General features: G+C 72.7%; 20 protein-coding genes, 3 tRNA genes and 1 pseudogene. 10 read left to right on the top strand and 14 right to left on the bottom strand.

The annotated features are described in order from the left end of the window. Nucleotides 1-64 precede the first annotated feature (64 nt). Complete coding sequence (locus KO717_RS24480; RefSeq protein ID WP_301371315.1) at nucleotides 65-607, bottom strand: hypothetical protein; 543 nt, start codon at nucleotides 605-607, stop codon at nucleotides 65-67. A 350-nt stretch (nucleotides 608-957) separates the two neighbouring features. Here KO717_RS24480 and KO717_RS24485 point away from each other — a divergent pair, with 350 nt between their 5' ends. Continuing rightward, a complete protein-coding gene (locus KO717_RS24485) occupies nucleotides 958-1,404 on the top strand; it encodes a gamma-glutamylcyclotransferase family protein (RefSeq protein ID WP_301371317.1) in 447 nt (148 codons plus the stop codon). 7 nt (nucleotides 1,405-1,411) lie between these two features. On the opposite strand, the gene dnaG is transcribed toward KO717_RS24485, so the two are convergent. The 4 genes and pseudogenes from dnaG to KO717_RS24505 all read right to left on the bottom strand — a co-directional run bounded on the left by dnaG (nucleotide 1,412) and on the right by KO717_RS24505 (nucleotide 6,955). Then, on the bottom strand, nucleotides 1,412-3,337 hold the full coding sequence (gene dnaG, locus KO717_RS24490) for a DNA primase (protein WP_301371319.1): 1,926 nt from the start codon (nucleotides 3,335-3,337) through the stop codon (nucleotides 1,412-1,414). 34 nt (nucleotides 3,338-3,371) lie between these two features. Next, nucleotides 3,372-4,646: an NAD(P)/FAD-dependent oxidoreductase gene (locus KO717_RS24495; RefSeq protein ID WP_301371320.1), complete on the bottom strand. Its 1,275-nt coding sequence runs from the start codon at nucleotides 4,644-4,646 to the stop codon at nucleotides 3,372-3,374. Between the two features lie 93 nt (nucleotides 4,647-4,739). Beyond that, nucleotides 4,740-6,065 (bottom strand): deoxyguanosinetriphosphate triphosphohydrolase, encoded by a 1,326-nt coding sequence (locus tag KO717_RS24500; RefSeq protein ID WP_301371322.1) that lies wholly within the window; start codon nucleotides 6,063-6,065, stop codon nucleotides 4,740-4,742. Nucleotides 6,066-6,101: 36 nt separating this feature from the next. Next, nucleotides 6,102-6,955: pseudogene (locus KO717_RS24505) on the bottom strand (sirohydrochlorin chelatase). 206 nt (nucleotides 6,956-7,161) lie between these two features. On the opposite strand from KO717_RS24505, the gene KO717_RS24510 reads away from it, so the two are divergent. From KO717_RS24510 to KO717_RS24520, 3 genes are all read left to right on the top strand, one after another. Then, nucleotides 7,162-7,869, top strand: coding sequence for a SanA/YdcF family protein (locus KO717_RS24510; protein WP_301371326.1), 708 nt, complete (start codon nucleotides 7,162-7,164; stop codon nucleotides 7,867-7,869). 69 nt (nucleotides 7,870-7,938) lie between these two features. After that, entirely contained in the window at nucleotides 7,939-8,709 is a 771-nt protein-coding gene (locus KO717_RS24515) for a glucose 1-dehydrogenase (RefSeq protein WP_301371328.1), read from the top strand. Between the two features lie 171 nt (nucleotides 8,710-8,880). Then, nucleotides 8,881-10,983: a molybdopterin oxidoreductase family protein gene (locus KO717_RS24520; RefSeq protein WP_301371331.1), complete on the top strand. Its 2,103-nt coding sequence runs from the start codon at nucleotides 8,881-8,883 to the stop codon at nucleotides 10,981-10,983. A 187-nt stretch (nucleotides 10,984-11,170) separates the two neighbouring features. On the opposite strand, the gene KO717_RS24525 is transcribed toward KO717_RS24520, so the two are convergent. Both KO717_RS24525 and KO717_RS24530 read right to left on the bottom strand, forming a co-directional pair. Further along, nucleotides 11,171-12,133: a nucleotidyl transferase AbiEii/AbiGii toxin family protein gene (locus tag KO717_RS24525; protein ID WP_301371333.1), complete on the bottom strand. Its 963-nt coding sequence runs from the start codon at nucleotides 12,131-12,133 to the stop codon at nucleotides 11,171-11,173. Next, entirely contained in the window at nucleotides 12,130-12,732 is a 603-nt protein-coding gene (locus KO717_RS24530) for a hypothetical protein (RefSeq protein WP_301371336.1), read from the bottom strand. Before KO717_RS24530 ends, KO717_RS24525 begins: the two co-directional genes overlap by 4 nt. Nucleotides 12,733-12,825: 93 nt before the next feature. On the opposite strand from KO717_RS24530, the gene KO717_RS24535 reads away from it, so the two are divergent. After that, nucleotides 12,826-13,938, top strand: coding sequence for an RNA polymerase sigma factor (locus KO717_RS24535; RefSeq protein ID WP_437184570.1), 1,113 nt, complete (start codon nucleotides 12,826-12,828; stop codon nucleotides 13,936-13,938). A gap of 103 nt (nucleotides 13,939-14,041) precedes the next feature. On the opposite strand, the gene KO717_RS24540 is transcribed toward KO717_RS24535, so the two are convergent. The 5 genes from KO717_RS24540 to KO717_RS24560 form a co-directional block, all read right to left on the bottom strand. Further along, nucleotides 14,042-14,557, bottom strand: coding sequence for a GNAT family N-acetyltransferase (locus KO717_RS24540; protein ID WP_301371337.1), 516 nt, complete (start codon nucleotides 14,555-14,557; stop codon nucleotides 14,042-14,044). Nucleotides 14,558-14,646: 89 nt separating this feature from the next. Further along, nucleotides 14,647-16,569, bottom strand: a complete 1,923-nt coding sequence (locus KO717_RS24545; RefSeq protein ID WP_301371339.1) for an ABC transporter ATP-binding protein — start codon at nucleotides 16,567-16,569, stop codon at nucleotides 14,647-14,649. Further along, nucleotides 16,566-18,299, bottom strand: a complete 1,734-nt coding sequence (locus KO717_RS24550) for an ABC transporter ATP-binding protein (RefSeq protein WP_301371340.1) — start codon at nucleotides 18,297-18,299, stop codon at nucleotides 16,566-16,568. The genes KO717_RS24545 and KO717_RS24550 overlap by 4 nt, the downstream gene beginning before the upstream one ends. A gap of 140 nt (nucleotides 18,300-18,439) precedes the next feature. Continuing rightward, entirely contained in the window at nucleotides 18,440-19,888 is a 1,449-nt protein-coding gene (locus KO717_RS24555) for an FGGY family carbohydrate kinase (protein WP_301371342.1), read from the bottom strand. A 94-nt stretch (nucleotides 19,889-19,982) separates the two neighbouring features. Beyond that, nucleotides 19,983-20,288, bottom strand: coding sequence for a YtxH domain-containing protein (locus KO717_RS24560; RefSeq protein ID WP_301371345.1), 306 nt, complete (start codon nucleotides 20,286-20,288; stop codon nucleotides 19,983-19,985). 145 nt (nucleotides 20,289-20,433) lie between these two features. Here KO717_RS24560 and KO717_RS24565 point away from each other — a divergent pair. The 3 genes from KO717_RS24565 (at nucleotide 20,434) to KO717_RS24575 (ending at nucleotide 20,848) form a co-directional block, all read left to right on the top strand. Next, nucleotides 20,434-20,506: transfer RNA gene (locus tag KO717_RS24565), tRNA-Asn, on the top strand. Between the two features lie 5 nt (nucleotides 20,507-20,511). Further along, nucleotides 20,512-20,584: transfer RNA gene (locus KO717_RS24570), tRNA-Asn, on the top strand. Nucleotides 20,585-20,774: 190 nt separating this feature from the next. After that, nucleotides 20,775-20,848, top strand: a tRNA-Ile gene (locus KO717_RS24575). A gap of 64 nt (nucleotides 20,849-20,912) precedes the next feature. On the opposite strand, the gene KO717_RS24580 is transcribed toward KO717_RS24575, so the two are convergent. Further along, complete coding sequence (locus KO717_RS24580) at nucleotides 20,913-22,070, bottom strand: carboxylate-amine ligase (RefSeq protein ID WP_301371347.1); 1,158 nt, start codon at nucleotides 22,068-22,070, stop codon at nucleotides 20,913-20,915. A gap of 215 nt (nucleotides 22,071-22,285) precedes the next feature. Between KO717_RS24580 and KO717_RS24585 the strand changes: the two genes are divergently transcribed. Further along, on the top strand, nucleotides 22,286-23,548 hold the full coding sequence (locus KO717_RS24585; protein ID WP_301371349.1) for an MFS transporter: 1,263 nt from the start codon (nucleotides 22,286-22,288) through the stop codon (nucleotides 23,546-23,548). A 220-nt stretch (nucleotides 23,549-23,768) separates the two neighbouring features. On the opposite strand, the gene KO717_RS24590 is transcribed toward KO717_RS24585, so the two are convergent. Next, a complete protein-coding gene (locus KO717_RS24590; RefSeq protein ID WP_301371351.1) occupies nucleotides 23,769-24,131 on the bottom strand; it encodes a cupin domain-containing protein in 363 nt (120 codons plus the stop codon). Nucleotides 24,132-24,179: 48 nt separating this feature from the next. On the opposite strand from KO717_RS24590, the gene KO717_RS24595 reads away from it, so the two are divergent. Beyond that, the gene (locus KO717_RS24595; RefSeq protein ID WP_301371353.1) at nucleotides 24,180-25,007 is read left to right on the top strand and encodes a helix-turn-helix transcriptional regulator; all 828 of its coding nucleotides are present in this window, start codon (nucleotides 24,180-24,182) and stop codon (nucleotides 25,005-25,007) included. The last annotated feature ends 56 nt before the right edge of the window (nucleotides 25,008-25,063 follow it).

Below are 25,063 nucleotides of genomic sequence, written 5' to 3' on the forward strand. Positions count from 1 at the left end.
TCGCGGGGCGGGCGACGGGGGACGGTACCGGTCGGACCGCGGCCGGAGCCGCGGTGGGCGTCCGTCAGCTCCGCGTGCCGCTCGCCCGGCGACGCAGGAGCCAGGTACCGCCGACGGCGGCAGCGGCCAGTACGGCCGCCCCCGCCGCGATCTTGGCGGGGTCGGTGGTGGTGGTCGTGCCACCGCCCACCCCGGTGTTGACGTGGCCCTGCGGGCCGCGCTCGGTGACGATCAGGTTGCCGGTCGCGAACTTGCCGTTCGCGCAGGTCGCGCCGATGCCGTAGGTGCCGCCGCGGGTGCCGTGGGCGATCTGGAACTGCCCCACGACCACCTCCTTGTGGGTGCCCGGGACCAGCTTGAACCGGCCGCCGCCCACCGTGGTGGCATCGCCGTCCGCGTGACTGCCGCTGCCGCAGGCCGTGGTGTTCACGGTGACGGTGGCGCCGGGGGCGGCGGACTTGGGCCACACCTCCAGCGGCGCGAAGTCCCCGGGTGCGAAGCCCACCACGCCGAGGTCCGCGGCGGCCACCGCGCCGGCGACCGGCCCGGTGAACGCGGCGGCGGTCAGCGCGGTCGCGGTCAGCAGGTGTGCGGTACGTCGGCGCATGGGGACTCTCCTGAAGACACGGGGTCGTGTTTCCGAGGAAACCCGCCCCGCCCGCCGCGCGCCTGCTGATGTTCCGTCAGGTAGTCCTTCCCCCGGCCTGCCTGAGGGATGTCTTCGCAGGTCAACGCGGGTGCTGCGGCCATCGGAGCGCCCCGCGCCGTCCGGGTGACTCCGGGCGTCCGGGGCTCAGGCCGGCGGGAGCTCCACCGCGGCCGAGGCGCCCGCCGCCGGGTGCGCGAACGGCCGCCGGGAGGTTGTGCAACAGCGGTGCGTACGGTGGTGGGGGGCGGGAAAGCCGGGACTTTCGGCCCGGCCCGCGCACCGCCGCGCCATACCCGAGGGAGGGCCCCGTGACATCGGTCGAACGGCTACCGGACCCGAGCGATCCGCTCCCGTTCTTCGTCTACGGGACCCTGCGCCCGGGCGAGGTCAACCACGACCTCTTCCTGCGCGGCCGCACGGCCTCGGAGGAGCCGGCCGTCCTCCCGGACGCGGCGCTCTACGACGGGCCCGGATATCCGTACGCGGTCCACCGCCCCGGCACCGCGGTCGTCGGCGAGCTGATCACGGCGGCCCCGGGTGAGTACGGGAAGCTGCTCGCCGCGCTGGACCAGCTGGAGGAGTACCAGGGCCCGGGCCGCCCGGGGAACATCTACGACCGGATCGCCCGGCCGGCCCTGCGCCGAGGCGGCACCACGGTCCGCGCCTGGGTCTATCTGGCGGCCCCGCTGATCGCACGCGACCTGCGCGAATCGGGCACCGAGATACCCGGCGGCGACTGGTTCGCCCGCCGCTGAACCGCAGTTACAGGCCCTCGGCGCCGCGGTTGCGCAGCCGCTGGCCGTACTGCTGGAGCACCCACAGCTCCTCCTGGACGGCCGCCAGTTGTTCCGGCGGAGCCTGCGGGCCCAGCCGCGACAGCGTGCCCTGGATCTCGTGGACCCGGCGGTCGACGGCGCGCAGCCGCACCTGGACCAGCTGGACCCCCGCGTAGATCTCGTCCACCGTCTTCGCGTGGATGGCCTCGACCGCCAGCTCCGTGACGAGCGCGCGCACGGTGTCGTTCGGGGCGGCCTCGCGGACGCGGGCCAGGTAGTCGTCCGTGCCGAGCGAGGCACCGCCCGCGTCCAGGATCGCCTGGCGCACCGCCGCGTAGGGCGGGGCGGTGAACTCGTCCATCCCGTACGCGTCGAAGGCCGGGGAGACCAGCGCGGGCCGCTGGAGGGCGAGCTTGAGCAGCTCGCGCTCGGTGCGGTGCGCCGGGCTGCGCAGGTTCAGCGCAGGGCCTCCGGCCGGCTGGGCGGCGGGCGCGGGGACGTCCTCGTAGGACGGGCGGCCCCGCTGCGGCTTCCCGCCGGGCCGGCCGCCCTGCGGTCCGTCGCCCTGGCCGCGCTCGCGGGCCCAGCGCGCCAGCTGTGCGACCCGCTTCACCACGAACTGCTCGTCGCGGATGCCCAGCATGCCTGCCAGCTGGACCGCCGACTCGTGCTGGATCGCGATGTTCTTGATGTTGGCGACGACGGGCGCGGCCTCGTCCAGGGCGGCCGCGCGGCCCGCCGGGTTCTCCAGGTTGTGCCGGGCGACGATGTGCCGCAGCGCGAACTCGAACAGCGGTGTGCGGGCCTCCACGAGGCCGGACACGGCCGCGTCGCCCTGGGCCAGGCGCAGGTCGCAGGGGTCCATGCCGCCGGGGGCGATGGTGATCGAGGTCTCCGCGGCGAACTTCTGGTCGTCCTCGAAGGCCCGCAGGGCGGCCTTCTGGCCCGCCGCGTCGCCGTCGAAGGTGAAGATCACCTCGGCGGTGGCGTTGTCCATCAGCAGCCGGCGCAGGATCTTGATGTGGTCCCCGCCGAAGGCGGTGCCACAGGTCGCGATCGCGGTGGTGACCCCGGCCATGTGGCAGGCCATCACGTCCGTGTAGCCCTCGACGACCACGGCCCGGGAGGTCTTCGCGATCTCCTTCTTCGCCAGGTCGATCCCGTACAGCACCTGGGACTTCTTGTAGATCGCGGTCTCGGGGGTGTTCAGGTACTTCGGCCCGTTGTCGTCGTCGCGCAGCTTGCGCGCGCCGAAGCCGACCACCTCGCCGCTGATGTCGCGGATCGGCCACATCAGCCGGCCGCGGAAGCGGTCGATCGGCTTGCCGCTGCGGCTGTCCTGGGCGAGCCCGGAGGTGATCAGCTCCTTGTCGCTGAAGCCCTTGCCGCGCAGGAAGCGGGTCAGGTGGTCCCACCCGGCCGGGCTGTAGCCCACGCTGAAGTGCGCGGCCGCGGCCTGGTCGAAGCCGCGCTCGGCCAGGAACTTGCGGCCGATCTCCGCCTCGGGGCTGCCCAGCTGGTCGACGTAGAACTGGGCGGCGGCCTTGTGGGCCTCGACCAGCCGGATGCGGTCACCGCGGCCGCTGGTGCCCGCGGTGTAGCCGCCCTCCTCGTACCGCAGGGTGATGCCGGCCAGGCCGGCCAGGCGCTCGACCGCCTCCGAGAAGGAGAGGTGGTCGATCTTCATGACGAAGTCGAGGGTGTCCCCGCCCGCCTGGCAGCCGAAGCAGTGGTAGAGCCCCTTGCTGGGGCTGACCTGGAAGGAAGGGGACTTCTCGTCGTGGAAGGGGCACAGGCCCTTGAGGTTGCCGCCGCCCGCGTTGCGCAGCTGGAGGTACTCGGAGACCACGGCGTCGATCGGGACCGCGTCCCGTACCGCCTTCACGTCGTCGTCGTTGATCCGTCCTGCCACCCGTGAAGTCTACGGCCGGGCGCCGGCAATCCGGTCAGGCCCCCTCGGCCCGCACCAGGGAGTCAAGCGGAACGGACGGGTCCGCCAGTGCCTCGCGGTTGACCGGGGTCTTCGACCTGATCAGGGCCTGGATGTGCTCGGTGACATCCCACACATTCACGTTCATCCCGGCCAGGACCCGCCCCTCCGACAGCCAGAAGGCGATGAACTCCCGCTTGCCCACGTCCCCGCGGATCAGCACCTGGTCGTAGCCGCCGGCCGGCGCGTACCCCGAGTACTCCAGGCCCACGTCGTACTGGTCCGAGAAGAAGTACGGCACCCGGTCGTAGCCGACCTCCTGGCCCAGCATGGCCCGCGCGGCGGCCGGGCCGCCGTTCAGCGCGTTGGCCCAGTGCTCGACCCGCAGCCGGGTTCCGAGCACCGGGTGGTGGGCGGCGGCCACGTCCCCGACCGCGTAGACGTCCGGATCGGAGGTGCGCAGGGAGGAGTCCACCGCGATCCCGCCGCCGTGCTCCCGGTCGACCAGGGCCAGCCCGGCCGTCTCGGCGAGCGCGGTCCGCGGGGCGGCCCCGATCGCGGAGAGCACCGCGTGCGCCGGGTGCTCCTCCCCGTCGTCGGTACGGGCGGCCAGCACCATGCCGTCGTGGCCCACGATCTCGGTCAGCCGCGCCCCGAAGTGGAACCGCACCCCGTGATCGGCGTGCAGGTCCGCGAAGAGCCGGCCGATCTCCGGGCCGAGGACCGCGTGCAGCGGCGTGGCCTCCGGCTCGACGACGGTGACCTCGGCGCCGTAGCCGCGGGCCGCGGCGGCCACCTCCAGCCCGATCCACCCGGCGCCCGCGATGAGCAGGTGCCCGTTGTCCCGGCCGAGCCCGGCCAGTACGCCCTTCAGCCGTTCGGCGTGCGCCAGGCGCCGCAGGTGGTGCACCCCGGCCAGGCCGGTGCCGGGGATGTCCAGGCGGCGCGGCTCGGCGCCGGTGGCCAGCAGCAGCTTGTCGTAGTACAGGACGGTGCCGTCGCCCAGGACCACCTTCTTGGCGTCCCGGTCGAGGTGGACGGCGGGCTGGCCGAGGTGCAGCTCGACGTCGGCGGCCGCGTACCAGGACGGCTCGTGGACGAAGACGCTCTCCCGGTCGTCCTTGCCGGTCAGGTAGCCCTTGGACAGCGGGGGGCGTTCGTAGGGATGGTCGCGCTCGTCGCCGATCAGGATCACCCGCCCCGTGAACCCCTCGGACCTCAGCGTTTCAGCCGCCTTTGCCCCGGCGAGCCCTGCGCCGACGATGACGAATGTCCGGTGTGCGTCGACCACCTGATGCCTCCTCATAACCTCTCCGCCACATGCGAGCACATGCGAGCGTCCCGCACCGAGCCTGCCGCGTGAAGGGGGAGTGGCTCGATCAGCTCACCTTTCGGCGCGTCGGCCGCGCCGGGTGAGGCGTGCGTGAAGGGAACGTGCGGATGCGTCGGTGAGGCACGCGATCTGGTCGATGACCGCCCTTTTCCTGGCCTTGTCGTCCGGGGCCGCGTCGAAGATCGCCCGGAACTGCGGGTCCAGCCCCTCGGGGGCGCGGGCGCTCAGCGCCTCCGCGAGTTCGGCCAGGACGATGCGCTGGTCGGCGCGGATCCGTTCCTGCTCGTCGCGCTGCATCACGTACAGGTCGGCGACCGCCTTGAGCACCGCGCACTCGTTGCGCGCCTCGCGCGGGATCACCAGTTCGGCACCGTACCGGGTGAGGCGGCCGGAGCCGTACGCCTCCCGGGTGGCCCCCTCGGCGGCCAGGCAGAAACGGCCGATCAGCTGGCTCGTGGCGTCCTTCAGCCGGGACTGGGCGACGGCGGACCCGTCGTATCCGTGCGGCCACCAGTCCTGCTCCATCAAGCGGTCGAGGGCCGCCCGCAGCTCCTCGGGCGCGGTGTCGGCGGGGACGTACCGGCCGATGGCCACCTGCCAGATCGCCGTGCGCTCGGGTTCGGCGTAGAGCATGTTGGGGTCGAGGTGGCCGGCGTGCAGGCCGTCCTCGAAGTCGTGGACGGAGTACGCGACGTCGTCCGCCCAGTCCATGACCTGGGCCTCGAAGCACTTGCGGTCCGCGGGCGCGCCGCGGCGCAGCCAGGCGAAGACCGGCAGGTCGTCCTCGTACGCGCCGAACTTCACCGAGCCGGGGTCGGTGGGGTGGTCCCCGCGGGCCCACGGGTACTTGGTGGCGGCGTCCAGGCAGGCCCGGGTGAGGTTGAGGCCGACGCTGACGAGCTCCCCGCTCACCGGATCGGGCACGAACCGCTTGGGCTCCAGGCGGGTCAGCAGGCGCAGCGACTGGGCGTTTCCCTCGAAGCCGCCGCAGTCCTTGGCGAACTCGTTGAGCGCCTCTTCGCCGTTGTGGCCGAAGGGCGGGTGGCCCATGTCGTGGGAGAGGCAGGCGGCTTCGACGAGGTCGGGGTCGCAGCCGAGTGCGGCGCCGAGCTCCCGCCCGACCTGGGCGCACTCCAGCGAGTGGGTGAGGCGGGTACGGGGACTCGCGTCCCAGTCGTAGGAACGGCTGCCGGGGGTGACGACCTGGGTCTTCCCGGCGAGGCGGCGCAGGGCGGCCGAGTGCAGCACACGGGCGCGGTCGCGCTGGAAGGCGGTCCGGCCGGGCCGTTTGTCGGGCTCTGCGGCCCAGCGCTCGGTGTCGGCCGCGTCATAGAGGTCGCGGTGGTCGTCGGTGAGGGCGTGCGTGGTGCCTTCCATGCAGAGACGGTAACCGGAACAACTGACAAACCGGGATCAGGCGGAGACGAGTTCCGGCCGCACCAGGTCGAGGGGCCGCGCACGGGCCTCGTCGTAGCGGTGCAGCAGCAGCCGGGCCAGGGCCGGGTGATCGCCCAGCGGGGCGGCGGCGGGGCCGGGCGCCGCCGCGGCGGTCTGGGTGGCGAACCGGCCGGGAGCGGCGAAGTACGAGGCCACGGCGATCCGGTGGTGACCGCGGGCGGCGAGGGCCCGGACCGCCTCGGGCGCGCTCGGCGCGGCGGCGGAGGCGTAGGCGGGGGTCACCGGGACGCCGCCGAGGCGTTCGGAGAGCTGGGCGGCGGTGCGGCGGGTGTCGGCCGCCGAGTCGGGGTCGCGGGAACCGGCGGCGGCCAGCACGACGGCCGACCCGGGGTCCGGGGTCCAGCCGGTCTCCAGGAGCCGCTCGTACAGGGCCTCGACGAGCAGCGGGTGCGGGCCCAGCGGGGCGGCGACGCGGGTGAGCAGGTGGCCGGCCCGGGCGGCGGCCGCGGGGAGGTCGCGCTTGACGTGGTACCCGCGGCCGAGCAGCAGCGGGACGAGCACGGCCGAGCCGGACAGCCCGTCCAGGGTGTCGTCGAGCAGCGGCTCGTTCAGCTCGACGTGGCCGAGCCGGACGTCGAGCCGGGGGCGGAGCTCGCGGACCCGTTCGAGGAGGGCGAGGGCGGTGTGCAGGGCGCGCGGGTCACGGCTGCCGTGGGCCACGGCGACGAGGGTGGGCTGCATGGGCGGACTCCGGGTCGGCGCAGGCCGCTGAGCTGGGTGCCCAGCTGGAGGGTGATGCGGCCGAGCAGCTCGGCCGTGCTGTCGAAGGGGAGGGCGGGAAACTCGGGAGGGTGCACCGGCTCCGTCATGAACCGATCCTCCGCGCCGCAGGTTGCCGCCGCGTTGCGCGGGGATGACGGGTCTTTGCCGTGTGCTCACAGGGCGGCCGGCGCGGCTGTTCGGAGCCGGGGCGGCCGGCGGCGTACCTGCCGGAGATCGGGGGCCGGGCGAACCGCACGGCCCCGGTACGCGTCCTGACCAGCGGACGAGCAGCCGAGACACCAGGGGATGGATGATGCGCCGACCGCGCCTGCCGAGAGTCGAGTGGAGCCGGGCGGTGGCGCCGCTGCGCAGCGTACGGACCCGGCGGCGGGCGGTGCAGGCCGTCATGGCGGGCTGCGTACTGGCGCTGCTGCCCTCGGCGTGGATGCACGCGGTGGCCGCCGACCGGCTGCGGACCACGGCCGATGCGCCCGCCACCGAGGTGGCCGTGGTGTTCGGCGCGGGCCTGTTGGGGAGCCGGCCGACCCCGTACCTCGCCGACCGGCTCGACGCCGCGGCCGAGCTGTACCGCACCGGCAAGGTCAAGGTCGTCCTCGTCACCGGGGACAACGGCCGGCACGACTACGACGAGCCCGACGCGATGCGCAGGTACCTCACCGCGCACGGGGTGCCGGACGGGCAGATCGTCAGCGACTATGCGGGCTTCGACACCTGGGACTCCTGCGTGCGGGCCAAGGAGATCTTCGGCGTGGACCGGGCCGTGCTGGTCACCCAGGGCTTCCACATCCGCCGGGCCGTCGCCCTGTGCCAGGCGGCGGGCCTGGAGTCGTACGGCGTCGGGGTCGCCGACGTGCACGACGTCACCTGGTACTACGGCGAGACCCGCGAGGTCTTCGCGGCGGGCAAGGCGGCGCTGGACGCGGCCTTCAAGCCCGCCCCGCGCTTCCTGGGACCGAAGGAGGAAGGGGTGTCGCGGGCCCTGGCCGCTCTGGCAGACTGACGCGGCGCCGACTATGCCGATTAGTCATATGCCGGTCAGTCCGTACGAGAGCGTCAGGGGTGTGGAACCGTGGCTGTTGTGGATCTGAGCGGCAAGGTCGTCGTCATCACCGGTGGAGCCCGGGGCCTGGGCGCCGCGGCCGCGCAGGCCGTCGTGGACGGCGGCGGCCAGGTGCTGATCACCGACGTGCTGGAGGCGGAGGGCGCCGAGACGGCCGCGAAGCTCGGCGGCGCGGCGCGATTCCTGCGGCACGACGTGACCAGCGAGGCCGACTGGCAGGCGGCACTGGACCACGCGGTCGCCGAGTTCGGCCGCATCGACGGCCTGGTGAACAACGCGGGCATCCCCACCGGCCAGTTCCTGGAGCACGAGAGCGTCGAGCACTTCCGCCAGGTCATCGAGATCAACCTGGTCGGCGTGTTCATCGGCATCAAGAGCGCGATCCCGCTGCTGCGCGCGAACGGCGGCGGGTCCATCGTCAACATCTCCTCCGCCGCCGGCCTGACCGGCCTCGCGCTCACCGCCGGGTACGGGGCCTCCAAGTGGGGCGTGCGCGGCCTGTCGAAGATCGGCGCGGTGGAACTCGCCGAGGCGGGGATCCGCGTCAACTCCGTCCACCCCGGCATGACCCTGACCCCGATGACCGCCCCGATCGGCATCCGGGCGGGCGAGGGCAACTACCCCGGCGCCCCGCTCGGCCGCGTCGGCGTCCCCGAGGAGATCGCTGCGGCGATCGCCTTCCTGCTCTCCGACGCCGCCGGCTACATGACGGGCGCCGAACTCGCCGTCGACGGCGGCTGGACCGCCGGCCTGACGGTGAAGTACCTGACGGGACAGTGACCCACCCCTGCGCCCCCCGGCGGGACGGCCGGATCGTGTACGCCGGACCCGCCGACCGCGCACCGCCGCGCCGGGCCTCACCGCAGCCGTCCGGCGGCGCTGAGGCGGAGCACCCGGACTTGTAACGTGCAGCGGCGGCCGGCGTAACACCGCCGACCCACGCTGGACCGTATGCACACCTCCGACTCCGTCACCGACACTCACTGCCCCTACTGCGCCCTGCAGTGCGGGATGAGGCTGCGCCCCGAACCGGGCGGCGCCACCGTGACGGTGGAGGAGCGGACCGACTTCCCCGTCAACCGGGGCGCGCTGTGCGGCAAGGGCCGCACCGCCCCCGCCGTGCTCTCCTCCCGGGTACGCCTGACCCGGCCGCTCGTCCGCACCCACGCCGGGCTGCTGGAGCCGGCCACCTGGGAGGAGGCCCTCGACGCCGTCGCCGAGGGACTCGCCCGCACCGGCCGCACGTACGGCCCCGACGCCGTCGGGGTCTTCGGCGGCGGCGGGCTCACCAACGAGAAGGCCTACGCGCTCGGCAAGTTCGCCCGCGTCGCCCTGCGCACCTCGCAGATCGACTACAACGGCCGCTTCTGCATGTCCTCGGCCGCCGCCGCCCACCAGCGGGCCTTCGGGCTCGACCGCGGGCTGCCCTTCCCGCTGGCGGACATCCCGCGCACCGGCTGCGTGATCCTCGTCGGCTCCAACCTGGCCGAGACCATGCCGCCCGCCCTGCGCTACCTCACCGAGCTCAAGGCCAATGGCGGCACCCTGATCGTCATCGACCCGCGCCGCACCCGCACCGCGGAACAGGCCGACCTGCACCTCGCCCCGCGCCCCGGCACCGACCTGGCCCTCGCGCTCGGCCTGCTGCACCTGATCGTCGCGGAGGGGCGGACCGACGAGGAGTTCATCGCCGCCCGCACCACCGGCTGGGAGGAGGCCCGGGCCGCCGCGATGGCCCACTGGCCGGAACTGGTGGAGCGCATCACCGGGATACCGGTCCCCAGGCTCCGCGAGGCCGTGGCGATGTTCTGCGCCCCGGAATCCGCCATGGTCCTCACCGCCCGGGGCCCCGAGCAGCAGTCCAAGGGCACCGACACCGTCGGCGCCTGGATCAACCTGTGCCTGGCCACCGGCCGGGCCGGCCGCCCGCTGTCCGGCTACGGCTGCCTCACCGGCCAGGGCAACGGCCAGGGCGGCCGCGAGCACGGCCAGAAGGCCGACCAGCTCCCCGGCTACCGCAAGCTCACCGACCCGGCGGCCCGCGCCCACGTCGCCGGGGTCTGGGGCGTCGACCCCGACAGCCTCCCCGGCCCGGGCCGCAGCGCCTACGAACTCCTCGACGCCCTCGGTACGGACGTGAAGGCCCTGCTCCTGATGGGCTCCAACCCGGTGGTGTCCGCCCCCCGCGCCGGACACGTCGAGGACCGCATCCGCTCCCTGGACTTCCTCGCGGTGGCCGACGTCGTCCTCTCCGAGACCGCGGCCCTCGCCGACGTGGTCCTCCCGGTCACCCAGTGGGCGGAGGAGACCGGCACCACCACCAACCTGGAGGGCCGCGTCCTGCTGCGCCGCCGGGCGCTGACCCCGCCGCCGGGGGTCCGCAGCGACCTGGACGTCCTGCACGGACTCGCCGCCCGCCTGGGCGTCGAGAAGGGCTTCCCCACCGAACCGGAGGAGGTCTTCGAGGAACTGCGCCGCGCCTCGGCCGGCGGCCCCGCGGACTACTCGGGCATCACCTACGCCCGGATCGAGGCCGAACAGGGCGTCTTCTGGCCCTGCCCGGCAGGCACGGCAGGCACGGAGGGCACCGAAAACCCGCCGGGCACCGAGCGGCTCTTCCTGGACCGCTTCGCCACCGACGACGGCCGGGCCCGCTTCGTCCCCGTCTCGCATCGCGACGCCGCCGAGGTCCCCGACGCGGACTACCCGTTGCTGCTCACCACCGGCCGGGTCGTCGCCCAGTACCAGTCCGGGGCCCAGACCCGCCGGGTGGACGAGCTCAACGCGGCCGCCCCCGGCCCCTTCGTGGAACTCCACCCCCGGCTGGCCGCCCGGATCGGCGCGGTCGAAGGCAGCCCCCTCGCCGTGACCTCCCGTCGCGGCCGGGCCGTCGCCCCGGCCCGCATCACCGACACCATCCGCGCGGACACGGTCTTCATGCCCTTCCACTGGCCGGGCGAGGGCCGCGCCAACACCCTGACCAACCCGGCGCTCGACCCGGTCTCCCGGATGCCCGAGTTCAAGGTCTGCGCGGTCCGCGTCGAGCCGGCCTAGGCCGTCTCTTTCGGATCTTGCCTGACCCGCGCCGCCTGGCACCGCACCTCATCCCCCAGACTCCGTCCGGGGGGACCCCCAGGTTGTCGGAGCACCCAAGTACGTCCAGTACTCGGGCGCCCCTCCGCCTTGCGAGGCACGGCACCAGACGACGCGGGCTTAACCGGCAAGATCCGAAAGAGACGGCCTAGCCGCGACCCGCGAAGGTCGGCTCCAGTGCCGTCAGCAGCCGCTCGGCGTAGGACTCGGCGGAGCCGGAGATCCCCGGGTAGTCGGCCCGGAAGGCGTCCCAGTCGGCCGACTTGACCTCGGAGAAGGCCTCCAGGGTCAGCGGGGTGTCCGAGGGGGCGTTCGGCGGGAAGTACTCGCCCGACTCCCGGAAGACCGTGTGGACCAGCTCGTACGGGGCCGTGCAGCGCTCGGCGAGGAGGACCGCGTCGTAGAGGTCCTTGCCCTGCGGGTACATGTCGGTGGCCAGCCAGACCAGTTTCCACGCCAGCGACAGCTCCGGCGTGGCCGCCCGCAGCCGTACCCCCGCGACATCGGCCGGCTCCGGCGCCTCGGGGAGCCGCTCGTTGAAGACGAAGTCCAGCTGGACCTGGCCCCCGGGCAGGCCCGGGGCCGACCAGGGCAGGACCAGCCGCCGCCCGGGGACCCGCTCGTACGTCCAGATGTCCTCGGTGACCGCCGCGCCCGCGGCCATCACCAGCTCGCCCTGCTCGTCGGCGGCCCGCTCGGCCGCCTCCGCCACGGCGGCCAGCAGCTTCCCGGTGCGCGGCTCCTCGATCGCCCAGTCCTGCGGGACCACCACGAAGTCCAGGTCGTGCGGCTCCCGCGCCGCCGCCCCGAACCGGCCGGCCATGAGCATGCTGCCGCGCAGCACCAGCGAATCCGCCCAGCCCGACCGGGCGACGCCGCGGGCCACCACGTCCAGCGCGGTCCGGCGGACGGCCCGCCAGGCCGGGCGCAGTGCCTTGTCCACAGCCGCGTCCGTGATCCGGTAGCCGTCCGCGAAGTGCTTCAGCGCCGGGTCGAAGACACGGGCCTCGGGGCCCGCCGCGTCCAGTCCGGCCGTGGAGGTGCGCGGCAGGTCGATCTGGCGCCGCCTCCAGTCGGCCCGCGCCGCGTCCTGCGCGCTCGTCCCGGTCATGCCGTCACCCCTTCTGCGATCCACCCGTCGTCGACCGACAGGTCACTGTCGTACAGCACGAACTCCCGTTCCTCCGAACGGATTTCGTGCCCGGCCGCGCCGAGCGCCGCGACCAGCGCGTCGCAGGCTGCGCCCGCCTCCGCCGCCGTGCCGCGCCACCGCTGGGTCACGAACCGCTCGTGCGTGCCCGCGGCCAGGACCCGGCGGGCGTTCCACGACAGGTGGGCCCCGTGCGGGACGACCAGGGACTCCAGGGCCGCGCGGTCGAAGTCCGCGGGCAGCAGCAGCTTCAGGTGGTGCTCGAAGTAGCCGCCGCCCGGGCCGGGGGAGTCCGTGGTCCACGGAACCGTCTCCACCTTGACCCGGACCGGGTCGAAGCCGGCCGCCCGCAGCCGCGGCACCAGGAGCTCGTGGCCCGTGCGGTCCGGCAGGGTCAGCATCGGCTGCGACACCATCCGGCCGCGGGCCAGCAGGATGTGCGTGACCTTCAACTCCCGTGCCCCGGCCCAGGCGTCCAGACGCGCCAGCTCGGCCGCGTCCGCGCAGCGCACCGTCACATGGGTCTCGTACTCCGGCATGGAGTCGATCCTCTCGGACATGTGTCCGATCCGCATCGGGGTTCCCGTCGGCGGGTAACCATCCGGTCACGCACCGGACTCAGAAAGTGCTCGCACGCCCCTCGTGGCCGCGATGTGTCGTACCCCACACTGAGGTGCGGTGCCCCCGTCCTCGGAGCCCTGGAGGTCGCCCCCGTGCAGACCCGGACCCTGACCGTGAACGCGAGCGAGTCCTCGGAGGCCAAGGCCGTGGACGAAGAGCCCGAGGTACTGGAGCTGATCGAGCCGGTGCCCGTGCAGCGCAGGCGCAGCAGCAACGACAGCGGAGGCGGAGCGGGCCCGTCCGCCGACCTGTTCCGGCAGTACCTCCGCGAGATAGGCAGGATCCCGCTGCTCACCGCCGTCGAGGAGGTGGACCTCGCGCGACGCGTCGAAGCCGGCCTGTTCGCCGAGGAGAAACTCGGCAACACCCCCGACCTCGACTCCCAGCTCGCCCTCGACCTCGACAAGCTCGTCGTCATGGGGCGGATGGCCAAGCGCCGCCTCATCGAATCGAACCTCCGGCTCGTCGTCTCCGTCGCCAAGCGGTACGTGGGCCGCGGACTCACCATGCTCGACCTCGTGCAGGAGGGGAACCTCGGGCTGATCCGGGCCGTCGAGAAGTTCGACTACGCCCGCGGGTACAAGTTCTCCACCTACGCCACCTGGTGGATCCGGCAGGCGATGTCCCGGGCCCTCGCCGACCAGGCCCGGACCATCCGTGTGCCCGTCCACGTCGTCGAACTGATCAACCGGGTCGTCCGCGTGCAGCGCCGGATGCTCCAGGAGCGCGGGTACGAGCCCACGGCCGAAGAGGTCGCCGTCCACCTGGAGTTGACCCCCGAGCGGGTCCTGGAGGTGCTCCGCCTCGCCCAGGAGCCGGTCTCCCTGCACGCCCCCGTGGGCGAGGAGGACGACGTCGCGCTCGGCGACCTCATCGAGGACGGGGACGCCGCCTCGCCCGTGGAGTCGGCCGCCTTCTTCCTGCTGCGCGAACACCTGGAAGCGGTCCTGTCGACCCTCGGCGAGCGCGAACGCAAGGTCGTGCAGCTGCGGTACGGCCTCGCCGACGGGCGGCCCCGTACGCTGGAGGAGATCGGGCGGATCTTCGGCGTGACGCGCGAGCGGATCCGCCAGATCGAGTCCAAGACCCTCAACAAGCTTCGCGACCACGCCTTCGCCGACCAGCTCCGCGGCTACCTGGACTGACGGCACCGGACCGGGGACCGGCGGACCAACGGAAAAGGGGGCGCCCCGCCAGGCGCCCCCGCCCCGTCGCCCGGTCGCCCCGTCGCCCGGTCCACGGCTACGGCTACGGCTGCGCGGGCTCGTGCGGGTCGGACAGGCTCCGGCTCATCCAGACGTCGTCGACATAGGCCCCGTCCAGCAGGAACTCCTCGGGCAGGACACCGACCACCGTGAAGCCGCACCGCCGGTAGAGCTGCTGCGCCGGCCCGTTGTGGCCGAGCACGCGCAGGTTCATGCGGCGGGCACCACCGGCCCGCGCGGCGGCGCAGACCGCCTCGACGAGGGCCTGCCCGACCCCGCTGCCACGGGCGGATTCGAGGACCGCCAGTCCCTGGATGTGCCGGACGTGCCGATTGGTTTCGAGGGGGCTGGCCGGGGCGTGGGCGATGTACCCGACGATCCTCTGCCCGCGTTCCGCGACGAGGTAGCTCTCCACGGGGTGCCGCTCGTCGAAGACGGCCGCGTCGGCCGGGCGCGGGGGGCCGGGTTCGCTCACGCGCGACCACGCCGAGCGGAACAGCTCCAGTATCTCGCGTTCATCTTCCGCCCGAGCAGGGCGTATCACCACGTCCGATGCCATGCCGTCATGCTAACGACGGCGCAGGGGCACCCGGGTACGGGACGTACCCGGGTGGCCCTGCGCCGTGCGGCGTTCGCGGCGGACACGGCCTAGTCGACCTCGGCCACCGCCTGCGCGAACTGCGCCGCGTACAGCCGCGCGTACGCGCCGCCCGAGGCCAGCAGCTCCTCGTGCGTGCCCTGCTCCACGATCGATCCGCTCTCCATCACCAGGATCACGTCCGCATCGCGGATCGTGGAGAGCCGGTGCGCGATCACGAAGGACGTACGGCCGTGCGCGAGGCGTGCCATCGCCTTCTGGATCAGCACCTCGGTACGGGTGTCCACCGAGCTCGTCGCCTCGTCGAGCACCAGGATCACCGGCTCCGACAGGAACGCCCGGGCGATGGTGATCAGCTGCTTCTCACCGGCGCTGACCCCCGCGCCCTCGTCGTCCAGCACGGTGTCGTAGCCGTCCGGCAGGGTGCGGATGAACCGGTCCGCGTGGGCGGCCCGCGCCGCCTCCTCGATCTCGGCACGGGTGACCTCGCGCGAAGCACCGTAGGCGATGTTCTCCGCGATGGTGCCGCCGAAGAGCCAGGTGTCCTGGAGCACCATGCCGATGCCGTCGCGCAGTTCCTCGCGGGTCATCTTCGCGATGTCCACCCCGTCGAGGGCGATCTCCCCGCCCGTGACCTCGTAGAACCGCATCAGCAGATTGACCAGCGTGGTCTTTCCGGCGCCGGTCGGGCCGACGATCGCGACCGTGTGGCCCGGCTCGACCGTGAGCGAGAGGTTCTCGATCAGCGGCCTGTCCGGCTCGTAGCGGAACGCCACCTTGTCGAAGGTGACCTGACCGCGCAGCTCCTGCGGACGCTCCGGAACTTCGGCGTCCGGCTCCTGCTCCGCCGCGTCCAGCAGCTCGTACACCCGCTCCGCCGAGGCGACACCGGACTGCACGAGGTTCGCCATCGAGGCGACCTGCGTCAGCGGCATCGAGAACTGCCGCGAGTACTGGATGAAGGCCTGCACGTCGCCGATCGACAGGGTGCCGGAGGCGACCCGGAGCCCGCCGACGACGGCTATCAGCACGTAGTTGATGTTCGAGATGAAGAACATCACCGGCTGCATGATGCCGCTGACCAGCTGCGCCTTGAAGGAGGCCCGGTACAGCGCCTCGTTCTGCTCGGCGAAGACGGCCGCGGACTCCTTCTGCCGGCCGAAGACCTTGACCAGGCTGTGGCCCGAGTACATCTCCTCGATGTGGGCGTTGAGCGCGCCGGTCGCCTTCCACTGCGCCACGAACTGCGGCTGCGACTTCTTGCCGATCTTCGCGGCGACGAACACCGACAGCGGTACGGTCACCAGCGCGACCAGCGCCAGCAGCGGCGAGATCCAGAACATCATGACGAGCACGCCGACGATCGTCAGCAGCGAGTTCAGCAGCTGGCCCATCGTCTGCTGGAGCGTCTGGCCGATGTTGTCGATGTCGTTCGTGGCCCGGCTCAGCACCTCGCCGCGCTTCTGCTGGTCGAAGTACGACAGCGGCAGCCGCGACAGCTTCGCCTGGAGCTCCTCGCGCAACCGGTAGACGGTTCCGTTCATGACGTGGTTCGACAGCCGCGTGGCGACCAGCATCAGCAGTCCGGCCAGGGTGAAGACCACCAGCGCCCAGATCGCGACGACCCCGACGGCACCGAAGTCGATGCCCTGCCCCGGGGTGAAGTCGGTACCGGCGAGCATGTCCGCCATACCGTCCTGGCCCTTGGCCCGCAGACCGTCCAGCGCCTGCTGCTTGGTGATCCCGGCCGGCATCTCACGGCCGACGATCCCCGCGAACACCAGGTCGGTGGCCTCACCCAGGATCTTCGGGCCGACCACCGCGCAGCCGACACTGCCGACGACGGCCGCGACCATGCCCCAGATCTTGGCCCGGTCGTACGCGAGCTGACGCAGCAGCCGCTTGCCCGAGCCCTTGAAGTCCATGGACCGCTGGGCCGGCCCCATCATCATCCGTCCTCCGGGCCCGCTCATGCGGCCTCCGCCTCCGTCAGCTGGGAGAGCACGATCTCCCGGTAGGTCTCGTTGCCGGCCATCAGCTCGTGGTGGCGTCCCTCACCCACGACCTGGCCCTCGTCCAGGACGATGATGCGGTCGGCGTCGCGGATCGTGGAGACCCGCTGGGCGACGATGACCACGGTCGCGTCCTCGGTCTCGCGGGCGAGCGCCGCGCGCAGCGCCGCGTCCGTCGCATAGTCCAGGGCCGAGAAGGAGTCGTCGAAGAGGTAGATCTCCGGGCGCTGCACGAGCGTGCGGGCGATGGCCAGACGCTGGCGCTGGCCGCCGGAGACATTGGTTCCGCCCTGGCTGACGGGGGCGTCCAGGCCACCCTCCAGCGCGGAGACGAACTCCTTGGCCTGGGCCACCTCCAGCGCCTGCCAGAGTTCTTCGTCGCTCGCGTCCGGGCGCCCGTAGCGCAGGTTGGAGGCGATGGTCCCGGAGAACAGGTACGGCTTCTGCGGCACCATGCCGACCGTCCTGGCCAGCAGGTCCGGGTCGAGTACGCGGACGTCCTCGCCGTCGACGAGGACCTCGCCGCCGGTCGCGTCGAACAGGCGCGGGACCAGGCCCAGCAGCGTGGACTTGCCGCTTCCGGTGGAGCCGATGACCGCCGTGGTCTCGCCGGGGCGGGCCACCAGGTCCACCCCGCGCAGGACCGGGGCCTCGGCGCCCGGGTAGCGGAAGTCGGCGCCGCGCAGCTCCAGGCGGCCGCGGCGGGCGAGTTCGCGCACCGGGTCCTTGGGCGGCACCACGCTGGAATCGGTGTCCAGGACCTCCTGGATGCGCTCCCCGCAGACCTCGGCGCGCGGCACCATCATGAACATGAAGGTGGCCATCATCACGGCCATGACGATCTGCATCAGATAGGCGAGGAAGGCCGTCAGCTGGCCGATCTCCATGCCGCCGCTGTCGACGCGCATCGCACCGAACCAGATGACGGCGACGCTGGAGATGTTCACGACCACGATGACCGTGGGGAACATGAAGGCGAGGAGCTTGCCGGCGGCCAGCGAGACGCCGGTCAGGTCGGCGTTGGCCTCGCGGAAGCGGTCCTTCTCGTAGTCGTCGCGGACGAAGGCGCGGATCACCCGGTTGCCGGTGATCTGCTCGCGCAGGACCCGGTTCACGGTGTCCAGGCGCACCTGCATCTTGCGGAACAGCGGCCGCGTCCTGAAGACGATCGCGCCGACCGAGATCCCGAGCACCGGGACGACGGCGAGCAGTACGCCCGACAGCTTCACGTCGAGCGAGAGCGCCATGGCGATACCGCCGACGCACATGATGGGGGCCGAGACCATCAGCGTGAAGGTCATCAGCACCAGCATCTGGACCTGCTGGACGTCGTTCGTCGTACGGGTGATCAGCGACGGGGCACCGAACTGGCCCAGCTCCCGCGCCGAGAAGCTCTGCACGCGGTCGAAGATCGCGGCCCGGACGTCCCGGCCGAAGGCCGCGGCCGTGCGGGCGCCGTAGTAGACGGCTCCGACGTTGCAGACGAGCTGGACGAGGGAGACGCCGAGCATCAGCGCGCCGAAGCGCAGGATGTAGCCCGTGTCGCCGTTGACGACACCGTTGTCAATGATGTCGGCGTTGAGGGTGGGCAGGTAGAGGCTGGCGCTGGTCTGCAGCAGTTGCAGCAGGACCAGCACCGCGATGGGTTTCCGGTACGTACCCAGATGGGTCCGCAGAAGTCGTATGAGCACGCGCAGGCTCCGGTCGGCATGATCGAGGGGTTCAACCCATCTTGGGCCAACCGGCCCTGTGATCCCCACCGGATTTCGCAAAGGCCGGTCAAAAGGACCAGCCCGCCCCGACCCGCGGCGTAGGCACTGCCCGACCGGACCTAGAACGCCCCGGGGTGGATCTGCTCCCGCGTCGCGATGTACTGCTGGCGCACCGCCTGCCACGCCGGGAACTCCTCGCCCGGCTCGAAGACCTGGGCCGCGGGGGCCGGCCAGACCGGCGGGGTGTGCGGGGCCAGGGTGCCCTGCGCCACACCGAGCGCCCAGGCCGCCTGGCGGGCCGCGCCCAGCGCCGCGTAGTCGGCCGGCGCCGGTACGACGACCTGCGTACCGAACAGCCCGGGGGCCGCGGCCTGCACGGCGGGCAGCTCGGCGGCCGCGCCCAGCAGGAACACCCGGCGGATCTCGACCCCGCGCGAGCGCAGCACGTCCAGCGCGTCCACGAGCCCGCACAGCATGCCCTCGAAGGCGGCCCGGGCCAGGTGCTCCGGCTTCATCGAGTCCCGGCGCAGCCCGGACAGGGTGCCGGCGGCGTGCGGCAGGTTCGGGGTCCGCTCACCCTCCAGGTACGGCAGGAGTACGAGGCCGTGCGCACCCGGCGTCGACTTCAGCGCGAGCTCGGACAGCCCCTCCAGATCGGTGCCGAGCAGCTCGGCGGTGCCGCGCAGCGCCCGTACGGCGTTGGAGGTGTTCACCACGGGCAGGTGCATGCCGCTGGCGTCGGCCAGCGAGGTGACCAGCCCGCCCGGCTCCGACACCGCCTCGTGGTGCACCGCCATCACCGAACCGGAGGCACCGAGCGAGACCACCGCGTCACCGGGGCCCAGCCCCAGCCCGAGCGCGGCGGCCATCGTCTCGCCGGTGCCGGCGGAGATCAGCAGCCCCTCGGGCGTGGTCCCGGCGGCATCGGCCGGGCCGAGCACCTCGGGCAGCAGCGCCCGGTGCCCGAGCGCCAGCTCGACCAGGTCGGGGCGCCAGGTTCCGGTGGCCGCCGACCAGTACCCGGTACCGGAGGCACCGCCGCGGTCGGTGGTCCGGCGGGCCGGGCGGCCCAGCAGCTGCCAGACGAGCCAGTCGTGCGGGGACATCAGCACGGCGATCCGGCGGGCGGCCTCGGGCTCGTTGCGGGCGAGCCAGGCCAGCTTCGCGACCGGCTGCGCGGAGTGCGGGACCGAGCCCACCGCCTCGACCCAGCCGTGCCGGCCGCCGTAGGCGTCGATGAGGTCGGCGGCGGCGACCTGGCCGCGCTTGTCGTTGCCGACGAGGGCGGGGCGTACCAGAGCGCCCTGCGGGTCCAGCGGCAGCAGACCGTGCTGCTGGGCGGAGACCCCTATGGCCTGGACCCCTTCGAGGAGCCCGCCGCCGGCGGCCTCGCCGAGCGAGAGCAGCCAGGCCTGCGGGTCGGTCTCGTGGGGATTCGCGCCTTCCGGTTCACCCGTGGGCTGTGGATGGGGTGCGTACCCCTGGCGCAGCACGGCGCCGGTCTCGGTGTCACAGACGACGATGCGTGTGAACGCGGAAGAGCTGTCCAGCCCGGCGACTATCCCCATGCGGTGAATTCTGCCGCACGCGGGCCGGACTCGACCGGTCCGGAGCCCCCGGAACCTCATGGATCCCGTGGGCCCCGGCACGGACCTGTGCAGCTCAGGTGTTGCTGGTGCCCCAGTCGTCCTCGCCGGCGCCGCCGCCGACCCGGTCGCGCAAACCGCGTACCCGCCCGGCGAGCGAGTCCGGGACGGCGTCGCCGACCTTGTGGCTCACCGCGGTGAAGGCCTTCCCGGCGAACTCGCGCCCGGTCTGGCCGGCGGTCTCGGCGGCATTGCGCACCGCGGGGTTCTGGGCGAGCTGCCGCGCGGACTTCCGCATCTGCTCGTAGCGCTCGCGTCCGGCCCGGGTTCCGAGCACGTACCCGAGGGCCAGTCCGACCACGAACGTGACCTTGTACCGCATGCCTGTCACCCTTCGTCGTGTGGTGCCCGGCCCGCTGTCGATACCGATTGGCGGAGCACCCCCCTGCTTGCGCTAATCTATGACTCGCAACGGGCACTCGCCCCCCGGCAACGCCGGAGGTGGGCTGTTCGATGCACCGCAGCAATCCCCTGTAGCTCAATTGGCAGAGCAGCCGGCTGTTAACCGGCAGGTTACTGGTTCGAGTCCAGTCGGGGGAGCGCGGTCCCCTGTAGCTCAATTGGCAGAGCATTCGGCTGTTAACCGGAGGGTTGCTGGTTCGAGTCCAGCCGGGGGAGCAAGGAAGAAGAAGAGGACCCTGAGGGGTCCTCTTCTTTTCTTTGTCGCCCCGTCCCGGAACCGGACAGCGCTCAGCGCGGTCTCTCTGAACAGGCGAAGCCGATCATGCGAGGCATCCGAGGCAGGAGATCGTATGAGCGGCTATGCTGCGGCAGACGGCGCGCACACGTGTACGCGCCACGCCGTGAAGGGGCGGTAGCTCAGCCGGTTAGAGCAGCGGACTCATAATCCGTCGGCCGTGGGTTCGAGTCCCACCCGCCCCACTGCGAGCCGCAGGTGCAGAAACGATCGCACCTGCGGCTTCGGCGTTTCCGACGCCGGCGCGGGTCAGAAGTCCTCCGTCTCGTCCGTGAGGTGGCGCAGTACGTCCGTCAGGTCCTGCCGGCGGGCGAACGCCACCCGCTGGCGGTGGGCGCCCGAGCCGTCGCGCAGGAGGCCCGCCAGGGTCTTCGCGGCGTGGTCGAGGTCGCCGGCGGCGGCCAGTTCCGGGGCGACCAGGTCCAGCAGGGCCTCCGCGAGGTCCGCCGCGGGGAGTTCCGTCCCCGAGTACGGGTCGAGGCCGAAGCCCTCCAGGCCGTCGTGGGCCGCCCGCCAGCGCGCGAGGCGCAGTACGTCGTCCCGCACGGCCGGTTCGGGGCGGCGCTCCGCGATCTCGCGCAGCGCCGTGGAGACCAGCGCCCGGGCCAGTTCGGCCTGCAGGATGGCCGAGTCGATGTCCGGGGACATGTCGGGCGCCCGGATTTCGAGCGTCGGCCAGTGCCCGGAGGGGCGGAGGTCCCAGTAGACCATCTTGGTGTCCAGGGCCGCCCCGGAGCCGAGCAGGGTCTGCACCGAGCGCCGGAAGTGCGCCGTGGACGTGAAGTGCGGGGGCAGGCCCGCCGAGGGCCAGCCGGACCAGGCCATCGCCCGCCAGCTGGCGTGACCGGTGTCACGGCCGCCCCAGAACGGCGAGTTGGCGGCCAGCGCGATCAGCGTGGGAAGCCAGGGTCTGATCCGGTTGGACACGGCCACCGCCGTGTCCACGTCGAGCGTGCCGATGTGGATGTGGCGGCCGCAGCTGACCAGCGTGTCGGTGAGCGCGCCGAAGCGGCGGTGCTGCTCGCGCTGGCGCGGCTCGTCGTCGGTCAGGTGCAGCGGCCCCTCCACGGCGACGACCGGTGAGGGGGCGGCCAGCAGCCGGCAGCCGTGGGCGCGGGCGGCCCGGCCGAGGGTGCGCCGCAGGGCGGCGAGCTCGGCGCGCAGCGAGGCCGCCGAGTGGGCTATCGGGGTGGATATCTCCACCTGGTAGCGGGTGCCCTCGGGGTGGAGCTCGCCGGGCAGCCCGCCGGCCGTCGCCAGGACCAGCGGGGCGGCGGGAACCACCCGGAAGCTGCGGGCGTCGACGAGCAGGAACTCCTCCTCGACGCCGACGGTGAGGGGGACGGTGGTGCGCACCGTGTTCTGCGTCGTGCCGGTGCTCGTGGTGCTGTTGCCAGGTTCGATCACTACGCCTCCCTGGACATACGAGTCTTTTCATCATGAGCTGAACCCGAGGTGAGGAGCGCACGTCGATTCAGTCAAATGTCCGGTGATAGTGGCGAGTTACCGGTAATACGCCGCCCGGCCCGGGAGCCCGGAGCCGGGTGTGGCGACTGTTGCCGGTGTGTGAAGGGGCCGAAAATCCAGGCTGGGCGGCGGACGGCCGGTGGTTATCATCCGCTGTGACCCGGACGACCGCCCCACCCCAGCTATGGCAGCGCATATTCGCCGACCTCACCCCGCTGAGCGCATCCGCGGACTACCGGCGGCTGTGGTTCGGCGGAACCATCTCGTGGGTCGGCCAGGCGATGACCACGCTCGCGATATCGCTCCAGGTCTACGACATCACCCGGTCCAGCTTCTCCGTCGGGCTCGTCGGTCTCTTCTCGCTCGTCCCGCTCGTCGTGTTCGGCCTCTACGGCGGCGCGATCGCCGACACCGTGGACCGGCGCAAACTCGGCCTCTACAGCTCGATGGGCGCCGCCGGACTGTCGGTCGTGCTCGCCGCCGCCGCGCTGCTCGACTACCACCGCGTCTGGTTCCTGTACGCCGTCGTCGCGCTCCAGGCGGTCTGCGGGGCGCTCACCGGACCGGCGCGGTCTGCCATGATCCCGAGGCTGCTCCCGGTCGAACAGCTGCCCGCCGCCAACGCCCTGAACTCGATGACCATGACCTTCGGGTCGATGGTCGGCCCGGCCCTCGGCGGGGTCATCGTCACCGTCGCGGGCTACGGGACGGCTTACCTGATCGACGTCGTCACCTTCGGCGCCGCGCTCTACGCCATGTGGAAGCTGCCGTCGATGAAGCCCGACCGGGCCGAGGGCGCCCGGGGCAGGGCCTCCGTGCTCGACGGACTGCGCTTCCTCGGCACCCGGCCGAACATCCGGATGACCTTCTTCTCCGACCTGGCCGCCATGGTGCTCGCCCAGCCCAAGGCGCTGTTCCCGGCCATCGCCGTGCTCTGGTACGGCGGCGGCCCCGGTACGGTCGGCCTGCTGGTCGCCGCGCTGGCCGCCGGGGCGCTGCTCGGCGGGCTGTTCTCCGGCTGGCAGGGACGCATCCGCCGGCACGGGCTGGCGATCCTGCTCGCCGTGGCCGGCTGGGGGCTGGCCGTCGCGGTCTTCGGGCTCACCCGGAACCTGTGGCTCGGCATGTTCTTCCTGGCCCTGGCCGGATACGCGGACACCGCTTCGATGGTGTTCCGCACGACCATGCTCCAGGCCGCCACCCCCGACGACATGCGCGGCCGCCTCCAGGGCGTCTTCATCATCGTCGTCGCGGGCGGGCCCCGGCTCGGAGACTTCCTCGCCGGGACCACCGCCGACCTGATCTCCCCGACCGTGGCCGTCACGGGCGGCGGGCTGGCCTGCGTCCTGGTGCTGGGCCTGCTCGCGCTGCGGTGGCGCAACTTCGCCCGGTACGACGCCCGCACCCCGCAGGCGTAGCCGCCGGGACCGCTGGGCCGGACGGCACCGGGTGGTGGCCGGGCGCCGCTGCCGACCGACTGCTGCCGGCTGGCGGAGTCGACGCGCGTCCCGGCCCGCGCCGAACCGTGCCGACCCCTGCCGGGTACGGGCGCGCGCGCCCGTACCCGGCGCGACAGGCCGTCCTTTCCGGATCTTGCCTGACCCGCGGGCTTGACCGGCAAGATCCGGAAGAGGCGACCTAGGCGTCCACCGGTTCCCGGGTGCGGGCGCCGCCCTCGCTGCCGGTGTTGGCGGTGCCGGCCGGCTCGAAGAGCAGGATCTGCGCCTCCTCGTCCGCGGCCGGGCAGTGTTCGACCCCGCGCGGGACCACGTACATCTCGCCGGGGCCCAGGACCACGTCCCCGTCGCGCAGGCGGATCGTCAGGGTGCCCCCGACCACCAGGAAGAGCTCGTCGGTGTTCTCGTGGGTGTGCCAGATGAACTCCCCCTGGAGCCGGGCGAGCTTGACCTCGTAGTCGTTGACGCGGGCGATGCGCCGAGGGGCCCACTGCTCGGTGAAACCGGCCAGCTTCTCGGCGATGTTGACCTTGTGTGTCGTCATGTGGACAGCCTGTCGGCACGCCCGGGGGCGGTCTTGTACGTTCCTGACATGGCCGCGATACGCCCGCGCAGCACCGTGTCCGCCTGGCAGCCGTCGGTGCCCGGCATCGCCGAGGTCTTCCACGCCCGCTTCACCGAGCACGCCTACCCGGCCCACGTGCACGACACCTGGACGCTGATGATCCTCGACGGCGGACGGGTGGACTTCGCCCTCGACGGGGAGCGGCACGGCCTCGGGGTGTCGGACGTGGTGGTCCTGCTGCCGCCCGGGGTGAGCCACGACGGGCGGACCGTCACCGAGGCCGGGTTCCGCAAGCGCGTGCTGTACCTGGACACCTCGGTGCTCCCGGAGCGGTTGACCGGGGCCGCCGTCGACACCCCGCTGCTGGCCGACCCCGCGCTCCGCGAGCGCGTGCACGGGCTGCACCTGGCGCTCGCGGACCGGGACCCCTTCGAGGCCGGGTCGCGCCTGGCCTTCGTACGGGAGCGGCTGCACCGCCGGCTGGCGGGGCGCGGGGCCGGAGGGCCGGTGCCGGTGCCGGGGCCGGTGCCGGGCGCGCGGGTCGCCGTACGGCTGCGGGAGCTGCTCGACGCGCGGGTGACCGAGGGGATCACCCTGGAGGAGGCCTCGGCCGAGCTCGGGCACCCGCATCCCACGCACCTGATCCGGAGCTTCAAGGCGGCCTACGGGCTGCCGCCGCACGCGTATCTGACCGGGCGGCGGGTGGCGCTGGCCCGGCGGCTGCTGCTGGCGGGGGTGCGGCCGGCCGAGGCGGCGGTGGCGGCGGGGTTCTACGACCAGGCGCACCTGACACGGCACTTCGGGCGGCATGTCGGGATCAGCCCGGCGAGGTTCGCCCGATCCGGCCGGTTGTGAAGGGAAGTTGGCCGGTTCGTTGCCTTCCTGTTTCAGGACCTTCCGCTTTCTTTCGA

The sequence above is a fragment of the Streptomyces xanthophaeus genome (assembly GCF_030440515.1).
In the GTDB taxonomy this organism is placed as follows: Bacteria; Actinomycetota; Actinomycetes; order Streptomycetales; family Streptomycetaceae; genus Streptomyces; species Streptomyces kutzneri.